Source organism: Enterobacter sp. 01-M-03-SI-ECC (genome assembly GCF_047530215.1).
Classification (GTDB): domain Bacteria; phylum Pseudomonadota; class Gammaproteobacteria; order Enterobacterales; family Enterobacteriaceae; genus Enterobacter; species Enterobacter chengduensis.
On record NZ_JBLKDA010000010.1, the window covers coordinates 48,807 to 70,204 of the forward strand.

The window sequence follows — 21,398 nt, forward strand, 5'->3', positions numbered from 1 at the left end:
GAGGTGTTTAACTAAATGATAGCTGGGGTCATCAAGAAAGGACGGGCGCAACCGCTGCGCCCGCAAAATAAATTCAGGTTGTGCGATTAATCGCGTTTTACACCGCCGCGCAGCAGGCCGGACGCGCCATCGGAATAGTCGCGAGGCATCTGAACGGGCGCCTGATCGTTACCGGCTTCAGAGTCAGCCAGACGGTTGCGGAACGGGTTGGTTTCCGCGGTCATTTCCGGCAGCAGGCTGCTGGAGCTTTTTGCCATATGTTGATACAGCTGACGATAGTCGGTCGCCATGTTGTCCAGCAGCTCGGCGCTACGGGCAAAGTGGCTGACCAGCTCTTCACGATACTCTTCCAGCTCGGCTTTGTTCTTTTCCAGTTCGTACTGCAGTGACTGCTGCTGACGCAATTTGCGATTACCGAAACGCATGGCCACAGCACCGATGACGATGCCGACGACTAAACCGATTAGCGCATATTCCCAGGTCATGAACTTCTCCCGTTGTCTTGTTGTTCCGTAGGGTGTTGGCTCGGCTCCTGCCTGTGCCTGATAATGCCACTATAACCGCTATTTCTGCAGAAGTGGAATCCTGACGTATCATCGCGTAGTGTAGAACGGCCTTTTTTTCATCAGTCACGTCTGCTGGTGAGCGTTAATTGAAGGAATAACAATAAGATTATGCAAAACCTGTCCCCTGCATCGCGATACCAACTGGCCCTTAACGAGGGCACCCATCAGCCTGATGACGTTCAACGTGAGGCGGTAAACCGTCTGGAGATGATTTATCAGGAGCTCACGGCCAAACCCGCGGAAGCCGAACAGAACGGCGGGCTAAAGGCGGCATTTGGGCGGCTGCTCGGTAAAAAAGCGCCAGTGGCTCACGCGCCTGCGCGCGGTTTATATATGTGGGGCGGAGTCGGTCGCGGTAAGACCTGGCTAATGGACATGTTCTATCTGAGCCTGCCTGGCGCACGTAAACAGCGTCTGCACTTCCACCGCTTTATGCTGCGGGTGCATGAAGAGCTGACCGCGCTGCAGGGTAAAAGCGATCCGCTGGAGATTGTGGCGGACAGGTTCAAGGCGGAGACGGACGTGCTTTGCTTCGATGAGTTTTTTGTGTCTGACATCACCGATGCCATGCTGTTAGGCGGCCTGATGAAGGCGCTGTTTGCCCGCGGGATCACGCTGGTGGCCACGTCAAATATCCCGCCGGACGAGCTGTACCGCAACGGCCTGCAGCGCGCACGCTTCCTGCCTGCCATCGACGCCATCAAGCAGCATTGTGACATTATGAACGTCGATGCCGGCGTCGATTATCGCCTGCGCACGCTGACCCAGGCGCACCTGTGGCTTTCACCGCTCAATGCTGAGACCACCCGCGAGATGGATAAACTGTGGCTGGCGCTGGCGGGGGCAAAACGCGAGCACGCCCCGGCGCTCGAGATTAACCATCGTCCGCTGCCGACGCTCGGCGTTGAAAACCAAACGCTGGCGGTCTCCTTTACGACGCTCTGCGTGGATGCCCGCAGCCAGCACGATTACATCGCGCTGTCGCGGCTGTTCCACACCGTGATGGTGCTGGATGTGCCGGTGATGACGAAGCTGATGGAGAACGAGGCACGCCGCTTCATTGCGCTGGTGGACGAGTTTTATGAGCGTCACGTCAAGCTGGTGGTCAGCGCCGAGGAACCTTTATATGAGATTTACCAAGGCGAGCGGCTGAAGTTTGAGTTCCAGCGCTGCCTGTCGCGCCTGCAGGAGATGCAGAGCGAGGAATACCTGAAGCTGGAGCATATGCCGTAATAAATGCCACCCTCTCCCTGAGAAGGGAGCCTTGTAGGCCGGGTAAGGCGCAGCCGCCACCCGGCATTTTCCACCGCCCCGAAAAACCCATTCCAAATCACATTTAAGGGTCGATCTTTGACCTCAACTTCTCTATAATCTTGCGACCCCACGTTACGAGAAGGTTTTTTTCCCGAAACTTTCTATGTGTCGGCATGAGCTATTCGAAGGGGTAGGTTTGCCGGACTTTGTCGTGTGAACCTCAACTGACTAAACGTTTGGGTGTTCACCAACGTGTAACTTATTATTTGGGTAAGCTTTTAATGAAAACTTTTACAGCTAAACCAGAAACCGTACAGCGCGACTGGTATGTTGTTGACGCGACCGGTAAAACTCTGGGCCGTCTGGCTACTGAACTGGCTCGTCGCCTGCGCGGTAAGCACAAAGCGGAATACACTCCGCACGTAGATACCGGTGATTACATCATCGTTCTGAACGCTGACAAAGTTGCTGTTACCGGCAACAAGCGTACTGACAAAGTGTACTATCACCACACCGGCCACATCGGTGGTATCAAACAAGCGACCTTTGAAGAGATGATTGCCCGCCGTCCTGAGCGTGTGATTGAAATCGCGGTTAAAGGCATGCTGCCAAAAGGCCCGCTGGGTCGTGCTATGTTCCGTAAACTGAAAGTTTACGCAGGCAACGAGCACAACCACGCGGCACAGCAACCGCAAGTTCTTGACATCTAATCGGGATTATAGGCAATGGCTGAAAATCAATACTACGGCACTGGTCGCCGCAAAAGTTCCGCAGCTCGCGTTTTCATCAAACCGGGCAGTGGTAAAATCGTAATCAACCAGCGTTCTCTGGAACAGTACTTCGGTCGCGAAACTGCCCGCATGGTAGTTCGCCAGCCGCTGGAACTGGTTGATATGGTAGAAAAACTGGATCTGTACATCACCGTTAAAGGTGGTGGTATCTCCGGTCAGGCAGGTGCGATCCGTCACGGTATCACCCGCGCTCTGATGGAGTACGACGAATCCCTGCGTTCTGAACTGCGTAAAGCTGGCTTCGTTACTCGTGACGCGCGTCAGGTTGAACGTAAGAAAGTGGGTCTGCGTAAAGCACGTCGTCGTCCACAGTTCTCCAAACGTTAATTCATTCTGCTTACGCAGAACGATTGGCGAAAAACCCGCTTCGGCGGGTTTTTTTATGGATAATGCGCAGGTTATCCACAATATCCATGCATATATCTTCTCTTTTTCCACATTTCCAGAATCCCCTCACCACAAAGCCATCAAAATCTGGTAAACTATCATCCAATTTTCTGCCCAAATATCGGTGAATACTCGATTTTTGTTCGTTTCTTGAACAATGTGTCTTCTCTGGGATGGGCGATACAACATCTGGCTGGCCCCTGTTGGGCTGGTAGCAGTAAAAATTCTGAATATACCTGGAGGTTTTCATGGCTGTCGCTGCCAACAAACGTTCGGTAATGACGCTGTTTTCTGGTCCTACTGACATTTATAGCCATCAGGTTCGTATCGTGCTGGCCGAGAAGGGTGTCAGTTTTGAGATCGAGCATGTGGAAAAGGATAACCCGCCTCAGGATCTGATCGATCTCAACCCGAGCCAAAGCGTACCGACGCTGGTGGATCGCGAGCTGACCCTGTGGGAATCCCGTATCATTATGGAATATCTGGATGAGCGTTTCCCGCATCCGCCGCTGATGCCTGTTTACCCTGTTGCGCGTGGTGAAAGCCGCCTGTACATGCAGCGCATCGAAAAAGACTGGTATTCGCTGATGAACGTGATTACCAGCGGTTCCGCTTCTGAAGCTGACGCTGCACGTAAGCAACTGCGTGAAGAGCTGCTGGCCATTGCACCGGTGTTTGGTCAGAAACCGTTCTTCCTGAGCGATGAGTTCAGCCTGGTGGATTGCTACCTGGCTCCGCTGCTGTGGCGTTTGCCAACCCTGGGCGTAGAGTTCAGCGGTCCTGGCGCGAAAGAGCTGAAGGGCTATATGACTCGCGTCTTTGAGCGCGACTCTTTCCTGGCATCCTTAACTGAACCGGAACGTGAAATGCGTCTCGGCCGAGGCTAATGACTGTGGAAATGTCACAACTGACCCCACGCCGTCCGTATCTGCTGCGCGCCTTCTATGAATGGCTGCTGGATAACCAGCTCACGCCGCACCTGGTTGTGGATGTGACGTTGCCGGGCGTGCAGGTTCCTATGGAATACGCGCGTGACGGCCAAATCGTACTGAACATCGCCCCGCGTGCGGTGGGTAACCTTGAGCTGGCAAACGACGAAGTGCGCTTCAACGCGCGTTTCGGTGGCGTACCGCGCGTGGTCTCCGTGCCGCTGGCAGCGGTGCTGGCGATCTACGCCCGTGAAAACGGTGCAGGTACCATGTTCGAGCCGGAAGCGGCGTATGATGAAGATGTAGCCAGCCTGAATGATGACGAGTCGCCATCAGGTACTGAAAGTGAGACGGTGATGTCCATTATCGATGGAGATAAACCGGATCATGCTGATGACAACGATCCGGATGACGATCCGCCGCCGCCCCGCGGTGGTCGCCCCGCATTACGCGTTGTTAAATAATCAAACAGGCCCATGGGGCCTGTTTTGCTTTCTGCTTATAGCGGTTAGCTGTTACGTTCCCGCCACTCTTTTATCATTTCAGCAGTGACTTCATTCTGGTAACAAATGGGTGAATAGCCGCCAGCTTTACTCCATGCACTGCGACGCCCGCAGGAACTGCCATTTCGTGCCTGATTAAAAGGGCAGGCGCAGACGCCGGGATAATCAGCGATAGACTCCGCAATAATTTTATCCTTAACCTGAGCATCGGAGAGCAGTTTGGTTTTGGCGACAGCATTACCGACGCTGAAAAACAAAATAGCAAAGAGTAGCCCGGTGACGATTTTATCGAATTTCATAACTTCATTTCCGTATGTAGTATCAATCTATCAGCGGCAAAGAGGTGCCGATGCAGGATCGCACAATATAGTTAAATAAGATTATTGTCGTTTCGTATTAGAGAATACAGCTATATCAAAGTTGAATATTATTTTGAATATATATACAGGCGGTGAATGTTATTGTCGGTATAGACGGACATAAATCTCACCTATGCGGTTGTATTTGCTCTCTCAAAGTCATTCATGTTCAGAAACAGAATAAAAAGCCCCTAAGGGCTTTTAAATAGCGCACATTGAGGCTTTCATCCCAAGGAGTATTACAAAGCACATCTCATTGCCCTAGGGATATACACGGAACAGAGGCGGTTGATCTAAGTCCTTAAGATGGCGCTCGCGGGCGACATGGACCGCATAACCCTCTTTCAAAGCCCAATCGGCAGCCTTTTCCTGCGTTTTCTCTGTATGTATCTCTTCGCCGTCAACAATCACCACATGATGGATAACTTCTTCATCCTCACTCGTTGATTTAGGGCGATATTCTACATAGGCATGTTTTTTAGCCATTATTTTAAATCCCTTTTGTTTACGGCGCAGATATTACGCCGCTCTTCTATTACTCCGTTATATGAACTTATGCTTCAACACTTAATTATATTTTTATTGTGGATATACGATTGCGTTCACGATTTAAAGGCAATCACGGACCGTTGATAAAGGCTCGCCATTTAATGGGGCGTAATAAATCTCAGCCTGATGGAATCAGTCTGAGATTAAATGAGGGCAAAATAAGAGGAGGTGAACATGCGGTGATGATAAACCGCATGTTCAGCCGGTATTACACTTCCAGGAAGTTCATGATCCCGTCAGCTGCCTTGCGCCCTTCGGCAATCGCCGTGACCACCAGGTCAGAGCCGCGAACGATATCGCCACCCGCGAAGATTTTCGGGTTGCTGGTCTGGAACGCGTTATCGCTGCCTTCTGGTGCGATAATACGGCCCTGTGAATCCAGCTCAACGCCGTGCTTCGCCAGCCACTCCATGCTGTGAGGACGGAAACCGAACGCCATCACCACGGCATCGGCCGGGATCACGTGCTCGGAGCCAGCGACGATCTCCGCGCGACGGCGGCCTTTCGCATCAGGCGCGCCCATCTCGGTGCGCGCCATCTTCACGCCGCTCACTTTTCCGTTGGCATTCACTTCAATACCCAGGGGCTGGATGTTGAACTGGAACTCCACGCCCTCTTCACGCGCGTTTTTCACTTCGCGCTTAGAGCCCGGCATGTTCTCTTCGTCACGGCGGTAGGCGCAGATCACGTGTGCCGCATTCTGACGAATGGAGGTACGCACGCAGTCCATCGCGGTATCACCGCCTCCCAGCACCACCACGCGTTTGCCTTCCATGCTGACGAACGGCTCGTCGGCGGTTTCACCATAGCCCATGATCTGTTTGGTGTTGGCAATCAGGAACGGCAGCGCGTCGTAGACGCCCGGCGCATCCTCATTCTCCAGGCCCCCGCGCATGGACTGGTAGGTGCCCACGCCGAGGAACACGGCGTCGTAATCCTTCAGCAGGTCGTCGAGCTGCACGTCGCGGCCCACTTCCACGTTCAGTTTGAACTCAATGCCCATGCCGGTGAAGATTTCACGGCGGCGGGTCATGACCTCTTTCTCCAGCTTGAAGGCCGGGATACCGAAGGTCAGCAGGCCGCCGATTTCCGGATGGCGATCAAAGACCACCGCCTTCACGCCGTTGCGGGTCAGGACGTCCGCACAGGCCAGGCCCGCCGGGCCCGCGCCGATGATCGCCACGCGCTTGTCGGTTTGACGCACGCCGGTCATGTCCGGACGCCAGCCCATCTCAAACGCTTTATCGTTGATGTAGCGCTCGATGTTGCCGATGGTCACCGCGCCAAACTCGTCGTTCAGCGTGCAGGAGCCTTCGCACAGACGGTCCTGAGGGCACACGCGGCCGCACACTTCCGGCAGGGTATTAGTCTGGTGAGACAGCTCGGCGGCTTCAAAAATACGCCCCTCGTTGGCCAGCTTCAGCCAGTTCGGGATGTAGTTGTGTACCGGGCATTTCCATTCGCAGTAAGGGTTACCGCAGGACAGGCAGCGGTCCGCCTGCGCTTTGGCCTGGCCTTCTGAAAACGGCTCGTAAATCTCAACAAATTCAATTTTGCGGATCTTCAGCGGTTTCTTTGGCGGATCAACACGCTGCAGGTCGATAAACTGGTATACGTTCTGGCTCATCTGAATTCCTTACTGCGCCTGCACGCGCAGCTCTGCTGCGCTACGACTACGGTGACCCAACAGGGCTTTAACATCGCTGGACTTCGGCTTAACCAGCGCGAATTTCGCAGAGAACGCCGGCCAGTTCGCCAGGATCTCTTCGCCGCGCGAAGAACCGGTATGCTGCACGTGTTCGGTAATCAAACCGCGCAGGTGTTCTTCATGGATAGCCAGCGTATCAACGTCCAGCACTTCCACCAGCTCCGGGTTCACGCGTTTGCGGAACTCACCGTCTTCATCCAGGACGTAGGCGAAACCGCCCGTCATGCCTGCGCCGAAGTTCACGCCGGTTTTACCCAGAACGCACACAATCCCGCCCGTCATGTACTCACAGCCGTTATCGCCGATGCCTTCCACCACGGTGATGGCACCGGAGTTACGCACCGCAAAACGCTCGCCCGCACGGCCAGCGGCGAACAGGCGACCGCCGGTCGCGCCGTAAAGGCAGGTGTTACCGATGATGCTCGCTTCGTGGCTGCGGAAGGTGGAGCCGACCGGAGGACGTACCGCCAGCAGACCGCCCGCCATGCCTTTGCCGACGTAGTCGTTGGCATCGCCGGTAAGGATAAGCTCAACGCCGCCCGCGTTCCACACGCCGAAGCTCTGACCCGCGGTACCGCTGAAGTGGGCTGTAATCGGATCCGCCGCCAGCCCCTGGTCACCGTGCGTCTGTGCGATATAACCGGAGAGGGAGGCACCCACGGAGCGGTCGGTGTTGCGGATATCAAACCAGAACGTTTTGCTCTGCTTCTCGTCCACGTACGGCTTCGCCTGCTGCAGCAGCTGTGCGTTCAGCACGCCGTTATCGAACGGCGGGTTATTCTCGGTGCAGTAAACCGCTTTGCCAGGATGCGGCTGCGCGGTTTCCAGCAGCTTAGACAGTTCCAGCTTCTGCTGCTTCGCCGTGAAGCCTTCCAGCTCTTTCAGCAGGTCGGTACGGCCAATCAGATCCACCAGACGCTTCACGCCCAGCTGCGCCATCAGCTCGCGGGTTTCGCGGGCGATGAAGTCAAAGTAGTTGGTTACCTTGAACGGCAGACCGTGATAGTGGTTCTTACGCAGCTTCTCGTCCTGGGTCGCAACGCCCGTTGCGCAGTTGTTCAGGTGGCAAATACGCAGGTATTTACAGCCGAGCGCAACCATTGGGCCGGTACCGAAGCCGAAGCTTTCCGCGCCCAGAATAGCTGCCTTAATGATGTCGAGGCCGGTTTTCAGGCCGCCGTCCACCTGCAGGCGGATCTTGTGACGCAGACCGTTAGCCACCAGCGCCTGCTGGGTTTCCACCAGGCCAAGCTCCCACGGGCAGCCCGCGTACTTCACGGAAGAGAGCGGGCTGGCGCCGGTACCGCCGTCATAGCCGGCAATGGTAATGAGGTCCGCATAGGCTTTCGCCACGCCGGTGGCGATGGTGCCAACGCCCGGTTCGGACACCAGCTTCACGGAGATCATCGCCTTCGGGTTGACCTGCTTCAGGTCAAAAATCAGCTGCGCCAGGTCCTCGATAGAGTAGATATCGTGGTGCGGCGGCGGGGAGATCAGCGTCACGCCCGGTACCGAGTAGCGCAGTTTGGCGATGTACGGGGTAACTTTATCCCCCGGCAGCTGACCGCCTTCGCCCGGTTTTGCACCCTGAGCGACTTTAATCTGAATCACGTCGGCGTTGACCAGGTACGCTGGCGTCACGCCAAAGCGACCGGATGCCACCTGCTTGATACGAGACACTTTATTCGTGCCGTAACGCGCCGGATCTTCACCGCCTTCGCCGGAGTTCGAGTTGCCGCCGATACTGTTCATGGCTTCCGCCAGCGCTTCGTGGGCTTCCGGGCTCAGCGCGCCGATGGACATCGCCGCGGTATCGAAGCGTTTGAACAGTTCTGACGCAGGCTCAACGTCGTCAATGCTGACCGCTTCATCACCCGGGTTCAGGGCAATGAGGTCGCGTAGCGTTGCCGCCGGACGGTTGTTCACCAGCTCAGCGTACTGGTGATAATCGCTGTATTCGCCGCTCTGAACCGCCTGCTGCAGCGTGCGCACCACGTCCGGGTTGTAGGCGTGGTATTCGCCGCCGTGAACGTACTTCAGCAGCCCGCCCTGATCCAGCGGCTTACGTGCCAGCCAGGCACGTTTGGAGAGGTTCACCAGATCCTGCTGGAAGTCAGCAAAACCTGCGCCGCCGATGCGGCTGACCACGCCCTGGAAGCAGAGATTGGCGACCTCGTCATGCAGGCCGACCGCTTCAAACAGCTTCGAGCAGCGGTAAGAGGCAATGGTCGAGATGCCCATTTTGGACATGATCTTGTACAGACCTTTGTTTATGCCGTTGCGGTAGTTCAGCATCACCGCGCGGTAATCTTTATCGATCGCGCGGGTGTCTACCAGACGGGCCAGCGTTTCGTAGGCAAGGTACGGGTAGATTGCCGTCGCGCCAAAGCCTAACAGCACGGCAAAGTGGTGCGGGTCGCGGGCGCTGGCGGTTTCCACAATGATGTTGGCGTCGCAGCGCAGGCTCTTGTCCACCAGACGCGTCTGGATAGCACCTACCGCCATCGGGGCCGGTACCGGCAGACGGTTTTTCGCGATGTTGCGGTCGGACAGCACCAGCAGAACGGTACCGTTACGCACCATCTGTTCGGCTTTGTCGCACAGCGCATTCACCGTCTCTTCGAGGCTCGCGTCGTTCACGTCGAAGGTAATATCGAGCGTGTCGGCGCGGTAGTGCTCCTCTTTCATGGTGGTGAGCTGTTTGAAGTCGGAGTACAGCAGGATCGGCGACTTAAAGGTCAGACGGTGCGCCTGGCCTTCGGCCTCGCAGAAGACGTTCATCTCGCGACCGATGCTGGTGGCGAGCGACATCACGTGCGCTTCACGCAGCGGATCGATTGGCGGGTTGGTGACCTGCGCAAACTGCTGGCGGAAGTAATCGTAAATGATGCGCGGCTGGCTGGAGAGCACGGCAAACGGGGTATCGTCCCCCATCGAGCCGACCGCTTCCTGGCCGTTCTCACCGAGCACGCGGATGACGGAGTCCAGCTCTTCCGCGCTGTAGTTAAACTGTTTCTGGTAGCTGGCGAGGGTATCGTCGTCCAGCTCGCGGCTGCCCACCTCTTCGTCCGACAGATCTTCAAACGGCACCAGACGACGGACGTTTTTCTCCATCCACTCTTTGTACGGATGGCGGCTCTTCAGGTCGTGGTCGGTTTCGGCAGAGTGGAGGATGCGCCCAACGCGGGTGTCGATAACCATCAGCTCGCCCGGCCCTACGCGGCCTTTTTCGACCACTTCATCAGGCTGGTAATCCCAGATGCCGACTTCAGAGGCGCAGGTGATGAGCTTGTCTTTGGTGATGACGTAGCGCGCCGGACGCAGGCCGTTACGGTCCAGGTTACAGGCGGCAAAACGGCCGTCGGACATGACGATGCCCGCCGGGCCGTCCCACGGCTCCATGTGCATGGAGTTAAAGTCGAAGAACGCGCGCAGCTCAGGATCCATATCCGGGTTGTTCTGCCATGCCGGTGGAACCAGTAGACGCATGGCGCGCACGATGTCCATCCCGCCTGCCAGCAGCAGTTCCAGCATGTTGTCCATGGAGCTGGAGTCCGAGCCGGTTTCGTTGACGAACGGCGCGGCATCGTGCAGGTCAGGGATCAGCGGCGTCTGGAACTTATAGGTACGGGCGCGGGCCCACTGGCGGTTACCGGTAATGGTGTTGATCTCGCCGTTGTGCGCCAGGTAGCGGAACGGCTGCGCCAGCGGCCAGCGCGGCACGGTGTTGGTGGAAAAGCGCTGGTGGAACAGGCAAATGGCCGATTCCAGACGCAGGTCCGCCAGGTCCAGGTAGAAGCGCGGCAGGTCAGCCGGCATACACAGACCTTTATAGATGTTCACCAGGTTAGAGAGGCTACAGACATAGAACTCTTTATCGTCCTGGAGGCGTTTTTCAATGCGGCGGCGGGCAATAAACAGGCGGCGTTCCATATCACGCGGACGCCAGCCCGCAGGCGCATTAACGAAAATCTGTTCAATACGAGGCAGCGAGGAGAGGGCGATTTCACCAAGCACCCCTTCGTTGGTTGGCACATTGCGCCAGCCGACAATCGACAGGGTCTCACGCTGAAGTTCTTCTTCGACGATGCGGCGTGAGGCGGCAGCCTTTTCAGGATCCTGGTTCAGGAACAGCATGCCGACAGCGTAGTTTTTGGCTAAACGCCAGCCGCGCTCTTCCGCCACGATGCGGAAGAAACGATCCGGTTTTTGCAGCAGCAGGCCGCAACCGTCGCCGGTTTTACCATCGGCAAGAATAGCGCCACGGTGCTGCATTCGGGCCAGTGCGTGAATAGCAGTACGCACTACCTTGTGGCTAGGTTCGCCTTCTATGTGGGCGATCAGGCCGAAACCACAGTTATCCTTCTCAAGGGATTTATCGTACAACATATCAGTGAACCTCCCCAGGCTCGTCGGGCTTCTCTCTGAACTTTACCGTGGCGCACAGGCGCAGAAAGAGCATGGCGACGGGGTTTGCGTTTCATACGCGGACCTCGCATTCGCCCTCTTTTTCATCCTTTCGCGCAGGTAAACAAGTTTGAGGACTTGCTTCAGAGGGAATCTCAATTACTGCATAAATATGATGAGCAGGCCGCTCATCCAGAAAGCTTCCAGCGGATTTCCAACTTATCGGGAATTGGTACACAGGTCAAATGGCAATCTTATTTATACAAAAATGTGCTAAAGCAGGCTTATCTAATTGTATATAAAAGGTATTTAACTAGTTTTACATTGATTGAAAGGCCGTGAAGCGCACCGGGGAGTGTGATCTGACTCACTATATGAAAGCGGTATTATCAATGTAGCGTGCTGAATAGCCTTTTTAGAGCAGAATAATAATCTGGCATTGACTGCAAACCCGCATAAACCCACTGTTTTTCGGCGGTGGCGCTATAAATAAAAAAACAATCAGAACATAAGGAAAAGTAATCACGCACGGCGTGAATGAAATTGCAGTAATCCTGAGTATTTATTCATATAGATAAAGGCCGTCCAGGGCGATTGATCCAGGTCATCGCCGACAGAGGCTAAAAGTGGCAGGCTTGTCCCCTTTCTTCGGGACGGTCTATCAGATTATGCAGTTACAGAAATTAGTCAATATGTTTGGTGGGGATCTTTTGCAGCGGTACGGGCAAAAGGTTCACAAGCTGACGCTTCACGGCGGTTTTAGCTGCCCGAATCGCGACGGTACCATCGGGCGCGGCGGCTGCACCTTCTGTAACGTCGCCTCCTTTGCCGACGAAGCCCAGCAGCACAACTCGATTGCAGAGCAGCTCGCCCACCAGGCCAGCCTGGTGAACCGCGCGAAGCAGTATCTGGCCTATTTTCAGGCCTACACCAGCACCTGGGCGGAAGTGCAGGTGCTGCGCTCCATGTACCAGCAGGCGGTCAGCCAGGCCAATATTGTCGGGCTGTGCGTGGGCACGCGCCCGGACTGCGTGCCGGACGTGGTGCTGGACCTGCTCAGCGAGTATAAGGAGCAGGGCTACGAGATCTGGCTGGAGCTGGGCCTGCAGACCGCGCATGACAAAACCCTGCACCGCATCAACCGCGGCCATGATTTTGCCTGCTACCAGCGCACGACGCGGCTGGCCCGCGAGCGCGGGCTGAAGGTCTGTTCCCATCTGATTGTCGGTCTGCCCGGGGAAGGCCAACAGCATGGTCTGGAAACGCTGGAAAGGGTAGTTGAAACCGGCGTGGACGGCATCAAGCTTCACCCGCTGCACATCGTGAAGGGCAGCATCATGGCGAAAGCCTGGGAGGCCGGGCGTTTAGGCGGTATCGAACTTGAAGACTATACGGCCACGGCAGGGGAGATGATTCGCCACACGCCGCCGGAAGTGGTTTACCACCGCATCTCGGCAAGTGCACGCCGTCCAACGCTTCTGGCACCGCTGTGGTGTGAGAACCGCTGGACGGGGATGGTGGAAATCGACCGCTATCTGCAGGAGAACGGCGTTCAGGGTTCGGCGCTGGGCCGCCCGTGGGTTCCTCGTTTAGCGGCGGCGACCGCCTAACAGACTTCCCAGCATACCGCGCACGATCTGATTGGTGACCTGTCGCGCAGCGCTTTTGGCCATGGTCTGCACCACGCCATCGCGCTTGCCGCCGCGCGGACCGGTGCTGCCGAACAGAATGTCTCTGAGCCCGCCCAGAATGCCGTCATCCACCGCGACAGACTGCCCTTTAGCGGCAGGTGCATCCTGGGATTCTGTTGTCGCCTGGACCCCTTTTTGCAGGATCTCGAACGCCGACTCGCGGTCCACCTCGTCTTCGTACTTGCCGTAAACCGGAGAGTGGTTAATCAGGCCGTTGCGCTCATCGTCGGTCACCGGCCCCATCCGCGAGCTGGGCGCGATCACCATGGCGCGTTCCACCACGGACGGGCTGCCCTTCGCATCAAGGAACGAGATCAGCGCTTCACCGGTGCCTAACGCCTGAATCGCCGCTTCGGTGTCAAAGGCAGGATTGGCGCGCATGGTTTGCGCGGCGGCTTTTACCGCCTTCTGATCTTTCGGCGTAAAGGCGCGCAGGGCATGCTGCACGCGGTTGCCGAGCTGGCCGAGCACGTTGTCAGGGATATCCGACGGGTTTTGCGAGACAAACCAGACGCCGACCCCTTTGGAGCGGATCAGGCGGATGACCTGTTCAATCTTATCCAGCAGGACCTGCGGCGCATCGTTAAACAGCAGGTGCGCTTCGTCAAAGAAGAATACCAGCTTCGGTTTTTCCAGATCGCCTGCTTCGGGTAGCTGTTCGTAGAGCTCGGAGAGCATCCACAGCAGGCTGGCGGCGTAGAGTTTCGGCATCTGGTAGAGCTTTTCCGCACTCAGAATGTTGATAATGCCTTTGCCGCTGCTGTCGGTGCGCATCCAGTCTTTGATATCCAGCATCGGCTCGCCGAAGAAGTGCTCGGCCCCTTGCTGCTCCAGGGTCAATAACCCACGCTGAATGGCGCCCACCGAGGCGCTGCTGATATTGCCGTACTGGTTCTGGAAGGATTTAGCGTTATCGCCGATGTACTGCGTAATGGCGCGCAGATCTTTGAAATCAAGCAGCAGCAGCCCCTGGTCATCGGCAATGCGGAAGATAATATTCAGCACCCCGGACTGCACGTCGTTGAGGTTAAGCAGACGGGCCAGCAGCAGCGGGCCGAGATCGGAAACGGTGGCGCGCACCGGATGGCCTTTTTCACCGAAGATGTCCCACACCACGACCGGGTTACCGTGCGGCGTCCAGTCCGTGATGCCGATATTCTTCAGCCGTTCGAGCAGTTTTTCAGAGGCCGTCCCCTCCTGAGCCACACCGGTTAAATCGCCTTTTACGTCAGCCATAAAGACCGGCACGCCGATCTCCGAAAGCGACTCCGCCAGCTTTTGCAGGGTGACGGTTTTCCCCGTCCCGGTCGCGCCGGTGATCAGGCCGTGGCGGTTCGCCATCCCGGGCAGTAGATACAGCTCTTTTTCCAGCGTCCGGGCAATTAACAGTGGTGTACTCATGATGCGCTTCCTCTCTTAGTCCTGGGTGGAGTATAGGCAACCTGATGGCAAATTGGTTGAGTAAATTCCTGACTTTGCGGCGCATTATCCAGCGCGGACTATGCTTTTGCATACGGTTCACAAAATAGTGGGAAACTATGTCCAGATTCTTCTTTAACGACCGCAAACAGCTGGTCAACGATGCCATTGAAGGCATACTCCTTTCTGCGCCGCACGCCAATCTCGTCAAGCTTGATATCGATCCGGCCATCAGGATCGTCGCACGCGGTGACTGGGACAAAAGCCGCGTGGCGGTGATCTCCGGCGGCGGCTCCGGTCACGAGCCCGCACACGCCGGGTTTGTCGGCAAAGGGATGCTGACGGCGGCAGTGTGTGGCGATCTGTTTGCCTCGCCGAGCGTGGATGCGGTGCTGAACGCCATCGTCGCGGTCACGGGCGATCGCGGCTGTCTGCTGATCGTCAAAAACTACACCGGCGACCGCCTGAACTTCGGCCTGGCGGCTGAAAAGGCCAAACGCTACGGTCTGAAGGTGGAGATGGTGATTGTGGCGGACGATATCGCCCTGCCGGATAACAAACAGCCGCGCGGCATTGCCGGTACGGCACTGGTGCACAAGATCGCGGGCTATGCGGCGGAGCAGGGAAAATCGTTGAGTGAAGTGCGGGATATTGCGCAACAGGCCTGCGACAGCCTCTGGAGCCTGGGCGTGGCGATGCAAACGTGCAACCTGCCGGGCAGCGATGATGAAGAGGGGCGTATCAGGCAAGGTCATGTCGAGCTGGGGCTGGGCATTCACGGCGAGCCGGGGGCATCCGTCGTGGATACGCAGAACAGCAAAGCCATTATCGACACGCTGGTGACGCCGTTACGCGCGCAGGCGGGAGAGGGGCGTTTTGCGGTGTTGATTAACAATCTCGGCGGCGTATCGGCGCTGGAGATGGCGCTGTTGACCAAAGAGCTGGCGCACTCGGCGCTGAAAGCGAATATCGCTTACCTGATTGGCCCTGCGCCGCTGGTGAGCGCGCTGGATATGAAGGGCTTTTCGCTCACGCTGCTGAAGCTCAACGATTTCTTTGAAAAGGCGATTCACGCTGAGGTCGAGACGCTGGGCTGGCAGAAGCCCGTCGCGTTTGCGCCGCTGCGCACCGTGGCGCATAGCGCCATTCACGATCGCGTGGAATATACCCCGTCGAACAATCAGCGGGTAAGGGAATATGTCTCCTCGGTGACCAACACGCTGATCCAGCTGGAAAATCGACTGAACGCGCTGGATGCCAAAGTGGGCGATGGCGATACCGGCTCGACGTTTGCGCAAGGCGCGCGGGATATTGCGCAGCGTCTGGAAGAGAACGGGCTCCCGCTTGATGATGTCTCTAAGCTTCTGCTGCTGGTGGGCGAGCGGCTGGCGACGGTGATGGGCGGGTCGAGCGGGGTGCTGATGTCGATCTTCTTCACCGCGGCCGGGCAAAAGCTTCACGATGGTCAGCCGCTACCCGAGGCCTTGCTCAGCGGGCTGGCGCAGATGAAGCAGTATGGCGGCGCGGATCTCGGCGATCGCACGCTGATCGACGCGCTGCAGCCGGCGCTGGAGGCGCTGCGAAAAGGCGATCTTAAGGCGGTGGCAAAGGCGGCGCAGGCAGGTGCTGACGCGACGGCGAAGATGGAAAAAGCGGGGGCAGGGCGTTCGTCGTATGTGAATAAAGAAAACCTGGATGGGGTGATGGATCCGGGAGCGGTCGCGGTAGCGGAAGTATTTAACGTATTGGCGAAGCAGTGAAAGTAGGCCGGGTAAGGCGAAGCCGCCACCCGGCACTGTCACATCAAAAATCCGCTTTCAACACCACGCGGTAGCGGGCTTTGCCGTCGCGCACGTGCTGGATTGCTTCGTTGATTTTCGACATCGGATACAGTTCGGTGGTCGGCGCCACTTTGGTGCGTCCGGCGAATTTCATCAGCTTGCGCAACTCGTACGGCGTACCGGTCGCGGAGCCCGACACGCTGCGATCCCCGCCGATCAGGGTAAACGCCGGAACCGGCAGCGGCTTCATCACCGCACCGACGGTGTGGAAGTTACCGCCGTAGGCCAGCGCTTCAAAGTACGGCTGCCAGTTGAGATCCACGTTCACGGTGTTGATGATCAGGTCAAACTGCCCGGCCAGCGCGTTCAGGGCGTCCGGATCGCGGCTGTTCACCACCTTGTCTGCACCCATCGCCAGCACTTCTTGTTCTTTCGCCGGGTTCGAGCTGAACGCCGTGACCTCACAGCCCATCGCGTGAAGCAGCTTGATGGCGATGTGGCCCAGACCGCCAATACCGATGACGCCTACGCGGCTGGTGGCGGTGACGTGGTGCATCAGCAGCGGTTTGAAGACGGTGATACCGCCGCACAGCAGTGGACCGGCGGATTCGATATCAATGCTGTCCGGCAGCGGGATGACCCATTGCCAGTCGGCGCGCAGTTTATCGGCGAAACCGCCTTTATTCAGAATGGTGGGAACGGCGCCTTCGAGGCAGTTGATCTGATTACCGCTGATGCAGGCGTCACAATGACCGCAGCTGCGTGCCGTCCAGCCAATGCCCACGCGCTGGCCGATCTTCAGCCCTTTGTCCTGCGCGGCGCTACCGAGCGCAACGACGCGACCGATGACCTCGTGTCCGGCAACCAGCGGATAGCTGGAGAAGCCCCATTCGTTGTCGATCATTGAGAGATCCGAGTGGCAGATCCCGCAGTAATCCACCTGCACTTCGACGTCTTCTGCTTTTAGTTCGCCCGCATCGTACTCGTATAGCTCAAGTTCTGCACCCGCCTGCGGTGCGGCGTAGCTTTTTATCTTCGACATCGTGTTTCCCCCGTTATGGTGTGAACTGAGAGTGTAGAGCATTCAGTTTACGGTCGCTTAACAGAAGAGGGCAGGAACGAAAGTTACAGACTTTTCAGCATTCTGACTTCGCAGTCAACGTGGCCGGTACAGCCCAGCGGCGCGTCAATGTGCTCAAAGCCCAGATGTTCATACAGGCCAATGGCCTCTTTGAGGAAGGCGGTTGTTTCAAGGTAGCAGCGGGTAAAACCCTGCTTGCGCGCGTGGTCCAGTGCGATCAGCGCCAGCTTTTTCGCCAGTCCTTGCCCGCGCGCCGCTGGCAGGAAATACATTTTCTGCAGTTCGCAGATATCCGGCTCGCTGCAGCTGAGGGGCGCCACGCCGCCACCGCCGACCACCTGGCCATTCTGCTCGATGACCCAGTAGGCATGCCCTGGCTGGCTGTAGAGCTGGAAAAGCGCGTCCAGGTTCGGGTCAGCGACCGTGTAGCCTTTGTCAGCCGTCAGGCCATATTCGGCAGAAACGGTGCGAATAACGGCGGCGATAGCCGGGTTATCCTGCTCAACGATTCGGCGCATCGTCGTCGCGACGGGGGTAATCACGCTCATAGCATTACTCATTACAAAAATTGACACATAACTGCTGTTAATAGCACCGCAGAAAGGGGAGTGCAAGCGAGGAGTTTTCAGGAAGGGTACCCCTTACGCCCTGAAGCGTAAGGGGTAAAGCATTACAGGGCAGCGATAACCGCCTGCTGCTCAATCAGCCTGGTCTTCGCATCGGCGAAGGCAACCAGACGCTCACGCTCTTTGGCAATGACCGCTTCCGGCGCGCGGGCAACAAAGCCTTCGTTCGCCAGCTTGCTTTCGATTTTGCCAATTTCCACGTCGACTTTCGCCACTTCTTTCGCCAGACGCGCCAGCTCGGCGTCTTTGTCGATCAGGCCCGCCATCGGGATCAGCAGCTCGGCACCGTCGATGATTTTGGTCACGGAAACCGGACCTTTGTCATCCGCAGGCAGCACGGTGATGCTTTCCAGACGCGCCATGGTCTTGAGGAAGGTGTTGTTCTCGGTGACGCGACGAACGGCCGCTTCGCTGCAGCCGCGCAGCAGCAGCTCCAGCGGTTTGCCAGGGGCGATGTTCATTTCAGCACGGATGTTACGTACCGCCACGATCGCCTGCTTCAGCCACTCGGTATCCGCTGACGCTGCTTCATCCACTTTCGCCGCATCGAATTCCGGGAACGGCTGGAGCATGATGGTGTCGGCGTTGATGCCGGCAATCACCTTCACGCGCTGCCAGATGGTTTCGGTGATGAATGGAATGACCGGATGCGCCAGGCGCAGCAGGCCTTCCAGCACGGTAATCAGCGTGTTGCGCGTGCCGCGCAGCTCTGCCTCAGTACCGCCGTTCATCACCGGCTTCGCCAGCTCCAGATACCAGTCGCAGAACTGGTTCCAGGTGAATTCATACAGGATGCCCGCCGCGATATCGAAGCGGTAGCTGTCCAGCGCCTCGCGGAACGCTTTCACCGTCTGGTTGAATTCCGCCAGGATCCAGCGGTCTGCCAGAGACAGGGTCATTTCACCGCCGCTGAAGCCGCAATCCTGATCTTCGGTGTTCATCAGCACGAAGCGGCTGGCGTTCCACAGCTTGTTACAGAAGTTACGGTAACCTTCCAGACGCTTCATGTCCCAGTTGATGTCGCGGCCGGTGGAGGCCAGCGCCGCCAGGGTGAAGCGCAGGGCGTCGGTACCGTGAGACTCGATCCCGTTCGGGAACTGCTTCTCGGTGCGCTTGCGGATTTTTTCAGCCAGCTGCGGCTGCATCATGTTGCCGGTACGTTTTTCCAGCAGCTCTTCCAGCGAGATACCGTCAACCATGTCCAGCGGGTCGATAACGTTACCCTTGGATTTGGACATCTTCTGGCCTTCATCGTCGCGGATCAGACCGGTCATGTAGACGGTATGGAATGGAACCTGCGGCTTGCCGTCTTCGTCTTTGATGAAGTGCATGGTCATCATGATCATGCGGGCGATCCAGAAGAAGATGATGTCGAAACCGGACACCATCACGCTGGTCGGGTGGAACTGACGCAGCGCGTCGGTGTTCTCAGGCCAGCCGAGGGTGGAGAAGGTCCACAGCGCGGAGGAGAACCAGGTGTCCAGGACGTCTTCATCCTGACGCAGCGCAACGTCCGCGCTCAGGTTGTTTTCCTGACGCACTTCGTCTTCGCTGCGGCCAACATAAACGTTGCCTTCGTTGTCGTACCAGGCCGGGATACGGTGGCCCCACCACAGCTGGCGGGAGATACACCAGTCCTGAATATCGCGCATCCAGGAGAAATACATGTTTTCGTACTGCTTCGGCACGAACTGAATGCTGCCGTTTTCAACGGCTTCCACCGCCGGTTTTGCCAGCACGTCGGCACGGACGTACCACTGGTCGGTCAGCATTGGCTCGATCACTACGCCACCGCGGTCGCCGTACGGCACGGTCAGATCGTGAGGTTTAATCTCTTCCAGCAGGCCGAGGGCGTCAACGGCAGCCACGATGGCTTTACGCGCCGCAAAACGTTCCAGCTTCTGGAACTCCGCCGGGATGTCGCTGGAGTAAACGTCGGATTCGTTGCCTTTGGTGTCGTACACTTCTGCGCTTTCGCGGATATCGCCGTCGAAGGTCAGAATGTTGATCATCGGCAGGGCGTGACGACGACCCACTTCATAGTCGTTGAAGTCGTGCGCCGGGGTGATTTTCACGCAGCCGGTGCCTTTTTCCATGTCGGCGTGTTCGTCGCCCACAATCGGAATACGGCGGTTTACCAGCGGCAGCACCACGAATTTGCCGATCAGATCTTTATAGCGCGGATCTTCCGGGTTAACGGCCACGCCGGTATCGCCCAGCAGGGTTTCCGGACGGGTGGTCGCGACCACCAGATAATCTTTACCGTCTGCGGTTTTTGCGCCGTCGGCCAGCGGATAGCGGATGTGCCACATGGAGCCTTTAGACTCGCGGTTTTCCACTTCCAGGTCAGAGATGGCGGTGCGCAGTTTTGGATCCCAGTTGACCAGGCGTTTGCCACGGTAAATCAGGTCTTCTTTGTACAGGCGGACGAAAACTTCTTTTACGGCATTGGACAGGCCTTCGTCCATGGTGAAGCGCTCGCGCTCCCAGTCCACGGAGTTGCCGAGGCGGCGCATCTGACGGGTAATGGTGCCGCCGGATTCCGCTTTCCACTGCCAGATTTTGTCGATGAACGCGTCGCGACCATAGTCGTGGCGGGTTTTACCTTCTTCAGCGGCAATCTTACGCTCAACCACCATCTGGGTTGCGATACCCGCGTGGTCCGTCCCCGCCTGCCACAGGGTGTTTTTACCCTGCATGCGCTGGTAGCGGATCATGGTGTCCATGATGGTCTGCTGGAAAGCATGACCCATATGCAAACTGCCGGTGACGTTCGGCGGCGGGATCATGATGCAGAAGGACTCTTTGCTTTCGTCGCCGTTAGGCTTGAAATAGCCCTGCTGTTCCCAGTGCTCGTAAAGCGGCTGTTCGATATCGCGTGGGTTATATGTCTTTTCCATTATTTCCAGGTTGCCGTATTCAGGTTAAAACCAGCCAGGCGGTACGCTTTATAGCGTTCGCGCGCCAGTTGTTTCAAAGATTCTTCGTAGGGGACAAAGTCTACCACTTCTGTGAAAGCGGTGGCAAAATCTGCAAAATCTATCCGCAGGCTAATCAGAATATCGCGCGCGCTGCTGTTGCGCTTTTGCGGCCAGGCAATTTCAACCGGTGCGCCACCGCGCGGGCCTTCGCCCGACAGGTTATGCGGCACAAAACTCTCCGGCGGGCGCGCCCACAGCGCTTCATCCAGGCGAATGGCCTGCTGTTCATCTTCGCAGGCAATCAGAACGCGCTTGCCCGCGCGCCAACGTTCTGCGGCAATTTCACACACCAGTTGTTCAACGGCGCTGAGGCCATCCTGATGGGTGTCGTTGTCCAGAAGGTAGAACGTTGCATTCTTCATATAT

At 57.1% G+C, this 21,398-nt stretch carries 17 protein-coding genes; 7 read left to right on the forward strand and 10 right to left on the reverse strand.

What is annotated here, in order from left to right; all coding sequences use genetic code 11:
* Positions 1 to 86: 86 nt before the first annotated feature.
* Positions 87 to 485 carry a Z-ring associated protein ZapG gene (gene zapG, locus ACMWKK_RS11440; RefSeq protein ID WP_008502832.1) on the reverse strand — a complete coding sequence of 133 codons (399 nt, stop codon included), beginning with the start codon at positions 483 to 485 and terminating at the stop codon, positions 87 to 89.
* A 189-nt stretch (positions 486 to 674) separates the two neighbouring features.
* On the opposite strand from zapG, the gene zapE reads away from it, so the two are divergent.
* The 5 genes from zapE (at position 675) to sspB (ending at position 4,391) form a co-directional block, all read left to right on the forward strand.
* A complete protein-coding gene (zapE, locus tag ACMWKK_RS11445) occupies positions 675 to 1,799 on the forward strand; it encodes a cell division protein ZapE (RefSeq protein WP_112780508.1) in 1,125 nt (374 codons plus the stop codon).
* Positions 1,800 to 2,101: 302 nt separating this feature from the next.
* On the forward strand, positions 2,102 to 2,530 hold the full coding sequence (rplM, locus tag ACMWKK_RS11450; protein ID WP_032642418.1) for a 50S ribosomal protein L13: 429 nt from the start codon (positions 2,102 to 2,104) through the stop codon (positions 2,528 to 2,530).
* 15 nt (positions 2,531 to 2,545) lie between these two features.
* Entirely contained in the window at positions 2,546 to 2,938 is a 393-nt protein-coding gene (rpsI, locus tag ACMWKK_RS11455; RefSeq protein WP_003860436.1) for a 30S ribosomal protein S9, read from the forward strand.
* Positions 2,939 to 3,246: 308 nt separating this feature from the next.
* Positions 3,247 to 3,885: a stringent starvation protein SspA gene (gene sspA / locus ACMWKK_RS11460; RefSeq protein WP_014885418.1), complete on the forward strand. Its 639-nt coding sequence runs from the start codon at positions 3,247 to 3,249 to the stop codon at positions 3,883 to 3,885.
* Between the two features lie 5 nt (positions 3,886 to 3,890).
* Positions 3,891 to 4,391: a ClpXP protease specificity-enhancing factor gene (gene sspB, locus ACMWKK_RS11465; RefSeq protein WP_045329761.1), complete on the forward strand. Its 501-nt coding sequence runs from the start codon at positions 3,891 to 3,893 to the stop codon at positions 4,389 to 4,391.
* 44 nt (positions 4,392 to 4,435) lie between these two features.
* On the opposite strand, the gene ACMWKK_RS11470 is transcribed toward sspB, so the two are convergent.
* The 4 genes from ACMWKK_RS11470 to gltB form a co-directional block, all read right to left on the reverse strand.
* Complete coding sequence (locus ACMWKK_RS11470; protein ID WP_032642415.1) at positions 4,436 to 4,729, reverse strand: hypothetical protein; 294 nt, start codon at positions 4,727 to 4,729, stop codon at positions 4,436 to 4,438.
* 321 nt (positions 4,730 to 5,050) lie between these two features.
* Positions 5,051 to 5,275 carry a hypothetical protein gene (locus ACMWKK_RS11475; RefSeq protein WP_112780507.1) on the reverse strand — a complete coding sequence of 75 codons (225 nt, stop codon included), beginning with the start codon at positions 5,273 to 5,275 and terminating at the stop codon, positions 5,051 to 5,053.
* Positions 5,276 to 5,546: 271 nt separating this feature from the next.
* A complete protein-coding gene (gltD, locus tag ACMWKK_RS11480; protein ID WP_112780506.1) occupies positions 5,547 to 6,965 on the reverse strand; it encodes a glutamate synthase subunit GltD in 1,419 nt (472 codons plus the stop codon).
* Positions 6,966 to 6,974: 9 nt separating this feature from the next.
* Positions 6,975 to 11,435, reverse strand: a complete 4,461-nt coding sequence (gene gltB, locus ACMWKK_RS11485) for a glutamate synthase large subunit (RefSeq protein ID WP_406542797.1) — start codon at positions 11,433 to 11,435, stop codon at positions 6,975 to 6,977.
* A gap of 686 nt (positions 11,436 to 12,121) precedes the next feature.
* Between gltB and ACMWKK_RS11490 the strand changes: the two genes are divergently transcribed.
* On the forward strand, positions 12,122 to 13,063 hold the full coding sequence (locus ACMWKK_RS11490; protein ID WP_112780504.1) for a TIGR01212 family radical SAM protein: 942 nt from the start codon (positions 12,122 to 12,124) through the stop codon (positions 13,061 to 13,063).
* Here the strand turns inward: ACMWKK_RS11490 and ACMWKK_RS11495 are convergent.
* Complete coding sequence (locus ACMWKK_RS11495) at positions 13,043 to 14,545, reverse strand: helicase HerA-like C-terminal domain-containing protein (RefSeq protein ID WP_112780503.1); 1,503 nt, start codon at positions 14,543 to 14,545, stop codon at positions 13,043 to 13,045. The genes ACMWKK_RS11490 and ACMWKK_RS11495 overlap by 21 nt on opposite strands.
* 137 nt (positions 14,546 to 14,682) lie before the next feature.
* Here ACMWKK_RS11495 and ACMWKK_RS11500 point away from each other — a divergent pair, with 137 nt between their 5' ends.
* A complete protein-coding gene (locus ACMWKK_RS11500; protein ID WP_045329707.1) occupies positions 14,683 to 16,323 on the forward strand; it encodes a dihydroxyacetone kinase subunit DhaK in 1,641 nt (546 codons plus the stop codon).
* A 43-nt stretch (positions 16,324 to 16,366) separates the two neighbouring features.
* Here ACMWKK_RS11500 and ahr read toward each other — a convergent pair whose 3' ends face one another.
* From ahr to holC, 4 genes are all read right to left on the reverse strand, one after another.
* The gene (ahr, locus tag ACMWKK_RS11505) at positions 16,367 to 17,386 is read right to left on the reverse strand and encodes an NADPH-dependent aldehyde reductase Ahr (RefSeq protein WP_045329708.1); all 1,020 of its coding nucleotides are present in this window, start codon (positions 17,384 to 17,386) and stop codon (positions 16,367 to 16,369) included.
* Between the two features lie 83 nt (positions 17,387 to 17,469).
* Positions 17,470 to 17,973 (reverse strand): GNAT family N-acetyltransferase, encoded by a 504-nt coding sequence (locus ACMWKK_RS11510; protein WP_112780502.1) that lies wholly within the window; start codon positions 17,971 to 17,973, stop codon positions 17,470 to 17,472.
* A gap of 122 nt (positions 17,974 to 18,095) precedes the next feature.
* Positions 18,096 to 20,951 carry a valine--tRNA ligase gene (locus tag ACMWKK_RS11515; RefSeq protein ID WP_112780501.1) on the reverse strand — a complete coding sequence of 952 codons (2,856 nt, stop codon included), beginning with the start codon at positions 20,949 to 20,951 and terminating at the stop codon, positions 18,096 to 18,098.
* Positions 20,951 to 21,394: a DNA polymerase III subunit chi gene (holC, locus tag ACMWKK_RS11520; RefSeq protein ID WP_008502815.1), complete on the reverse strand. Its 444-nt coding sequence runs from the start codon at positions 21,392 to 21,394 to the stop codon at positions 20,951 to 20,953. The genes ACMWKK_RS11515 and holC overlap by 1 nt, the downstream gene beginning before the upstream one ends.
* Positions 21,395 to 21,398: the final 4 nt, after the last annotated feature.

Coding starts and splice junctions, on each gene's coding strand:
- zapG (WP_008502832.1), bottom strand. CDS start 485: ATGACCTGGGAATATGCGCTAATCGGTTTAGTCGTCGGCATCGTCATC.
- zapE (WP_112780508.1), top strand. CDS start 675: ATGCAAAACCTGTCCCCTGCATCGCGATACCAACTGGCCCTTAACGAG.
- rplM (WP_032642418.1), top strand. CDS start 2,102: ATGAAAACTTTTACAGCTAAACCAGAAACCGTACAGCGCGACTGGTAT.
- rpsI (WP_003860436.1), top strand. CDS start 2,546: ATGGCTGAAAATCAATACTACGGCACTGGTCGCCGCAAAAGTTCCGCA.
- sspA (WP_014885418.1), top strand. CDS start 3,247: ATGGCTGTCGCTGCCAACAAACGTTCGGTAATGACGCTGTTTTCTGGT.
- ACMWKK_RS11470 (WP_032642415.1), bottom strand. CDS start 4,729: ATGAAATTCGATAAAATCGTCACCGGGCTACTCTTTGCTATTTTGTTT.
- ACMWKK_RS11475 (WP_112780507.1), bottom strand. CDS start 5,275: ATGGCTAAAAAACATGCCTATGTAGAATATCGCCCTAAATCAACGAGT.
- gltD (WP_112780506.1), bottom strand. CDS start 6,965: ATGAGCCAGAACGTATACCAGTTTATCGACCTGCAGCGTGTTGATCCG.
- gltB (WP_406542797.1), bottom strand. CDS start 11,435: ATGTTGTACGATAAATCCCTTGAGAAGGATAACTGTGGTTTCGGCCTG.
- ACMWKK_RS11490 (WP_112780504.1), top strand. CDS start 12,122: ATGCAGTTACAGAAATTAGTCAATATGTTTGGTGGGGATCTTTTGCAG.
- ACMWKK_RS11495 (WP_112780503.1), bottom strand. CDS start 14,545: ATGAGTACACCACTGTTAATTGCCCGGACGCTGGAAAAAGAGCTGTAT.
- ACMWKK_RS11500 (WP_045329707.1), top strand. CDS start 14,683: ATGTCCAGATTCTTCTTTAACGACCGCAAACAGCTGGTCAACGATGCC.
- ahr (WP_045329708.1), bottom strand. CDS start 17,386: ATGTCGAAGATAAAAAGCTACGCCGCACCGCAGGCGGGTGCAGAACTT.
- ACMWKK_RS11510 (WP_112780502.1), bottom strand. CDS start 17,973: ATGAGCGTGATTACCCCCGTCGCGACGACGATGCGCCGAATCGTTGAG.
- ACMWKK_RS11515 (WP_112780501.1), bottom strand. CDS start 20,951: ATGGAAAAGACATATAACCCACGCGATATCGAACAGCCGCTTTACGAG.
- holC (WP_008502815.1), bottom strand. CDS start 21,394: ATGAAGAATGCAACGTTCTACCTTCTGGACAACGACACCCATCAGGAT.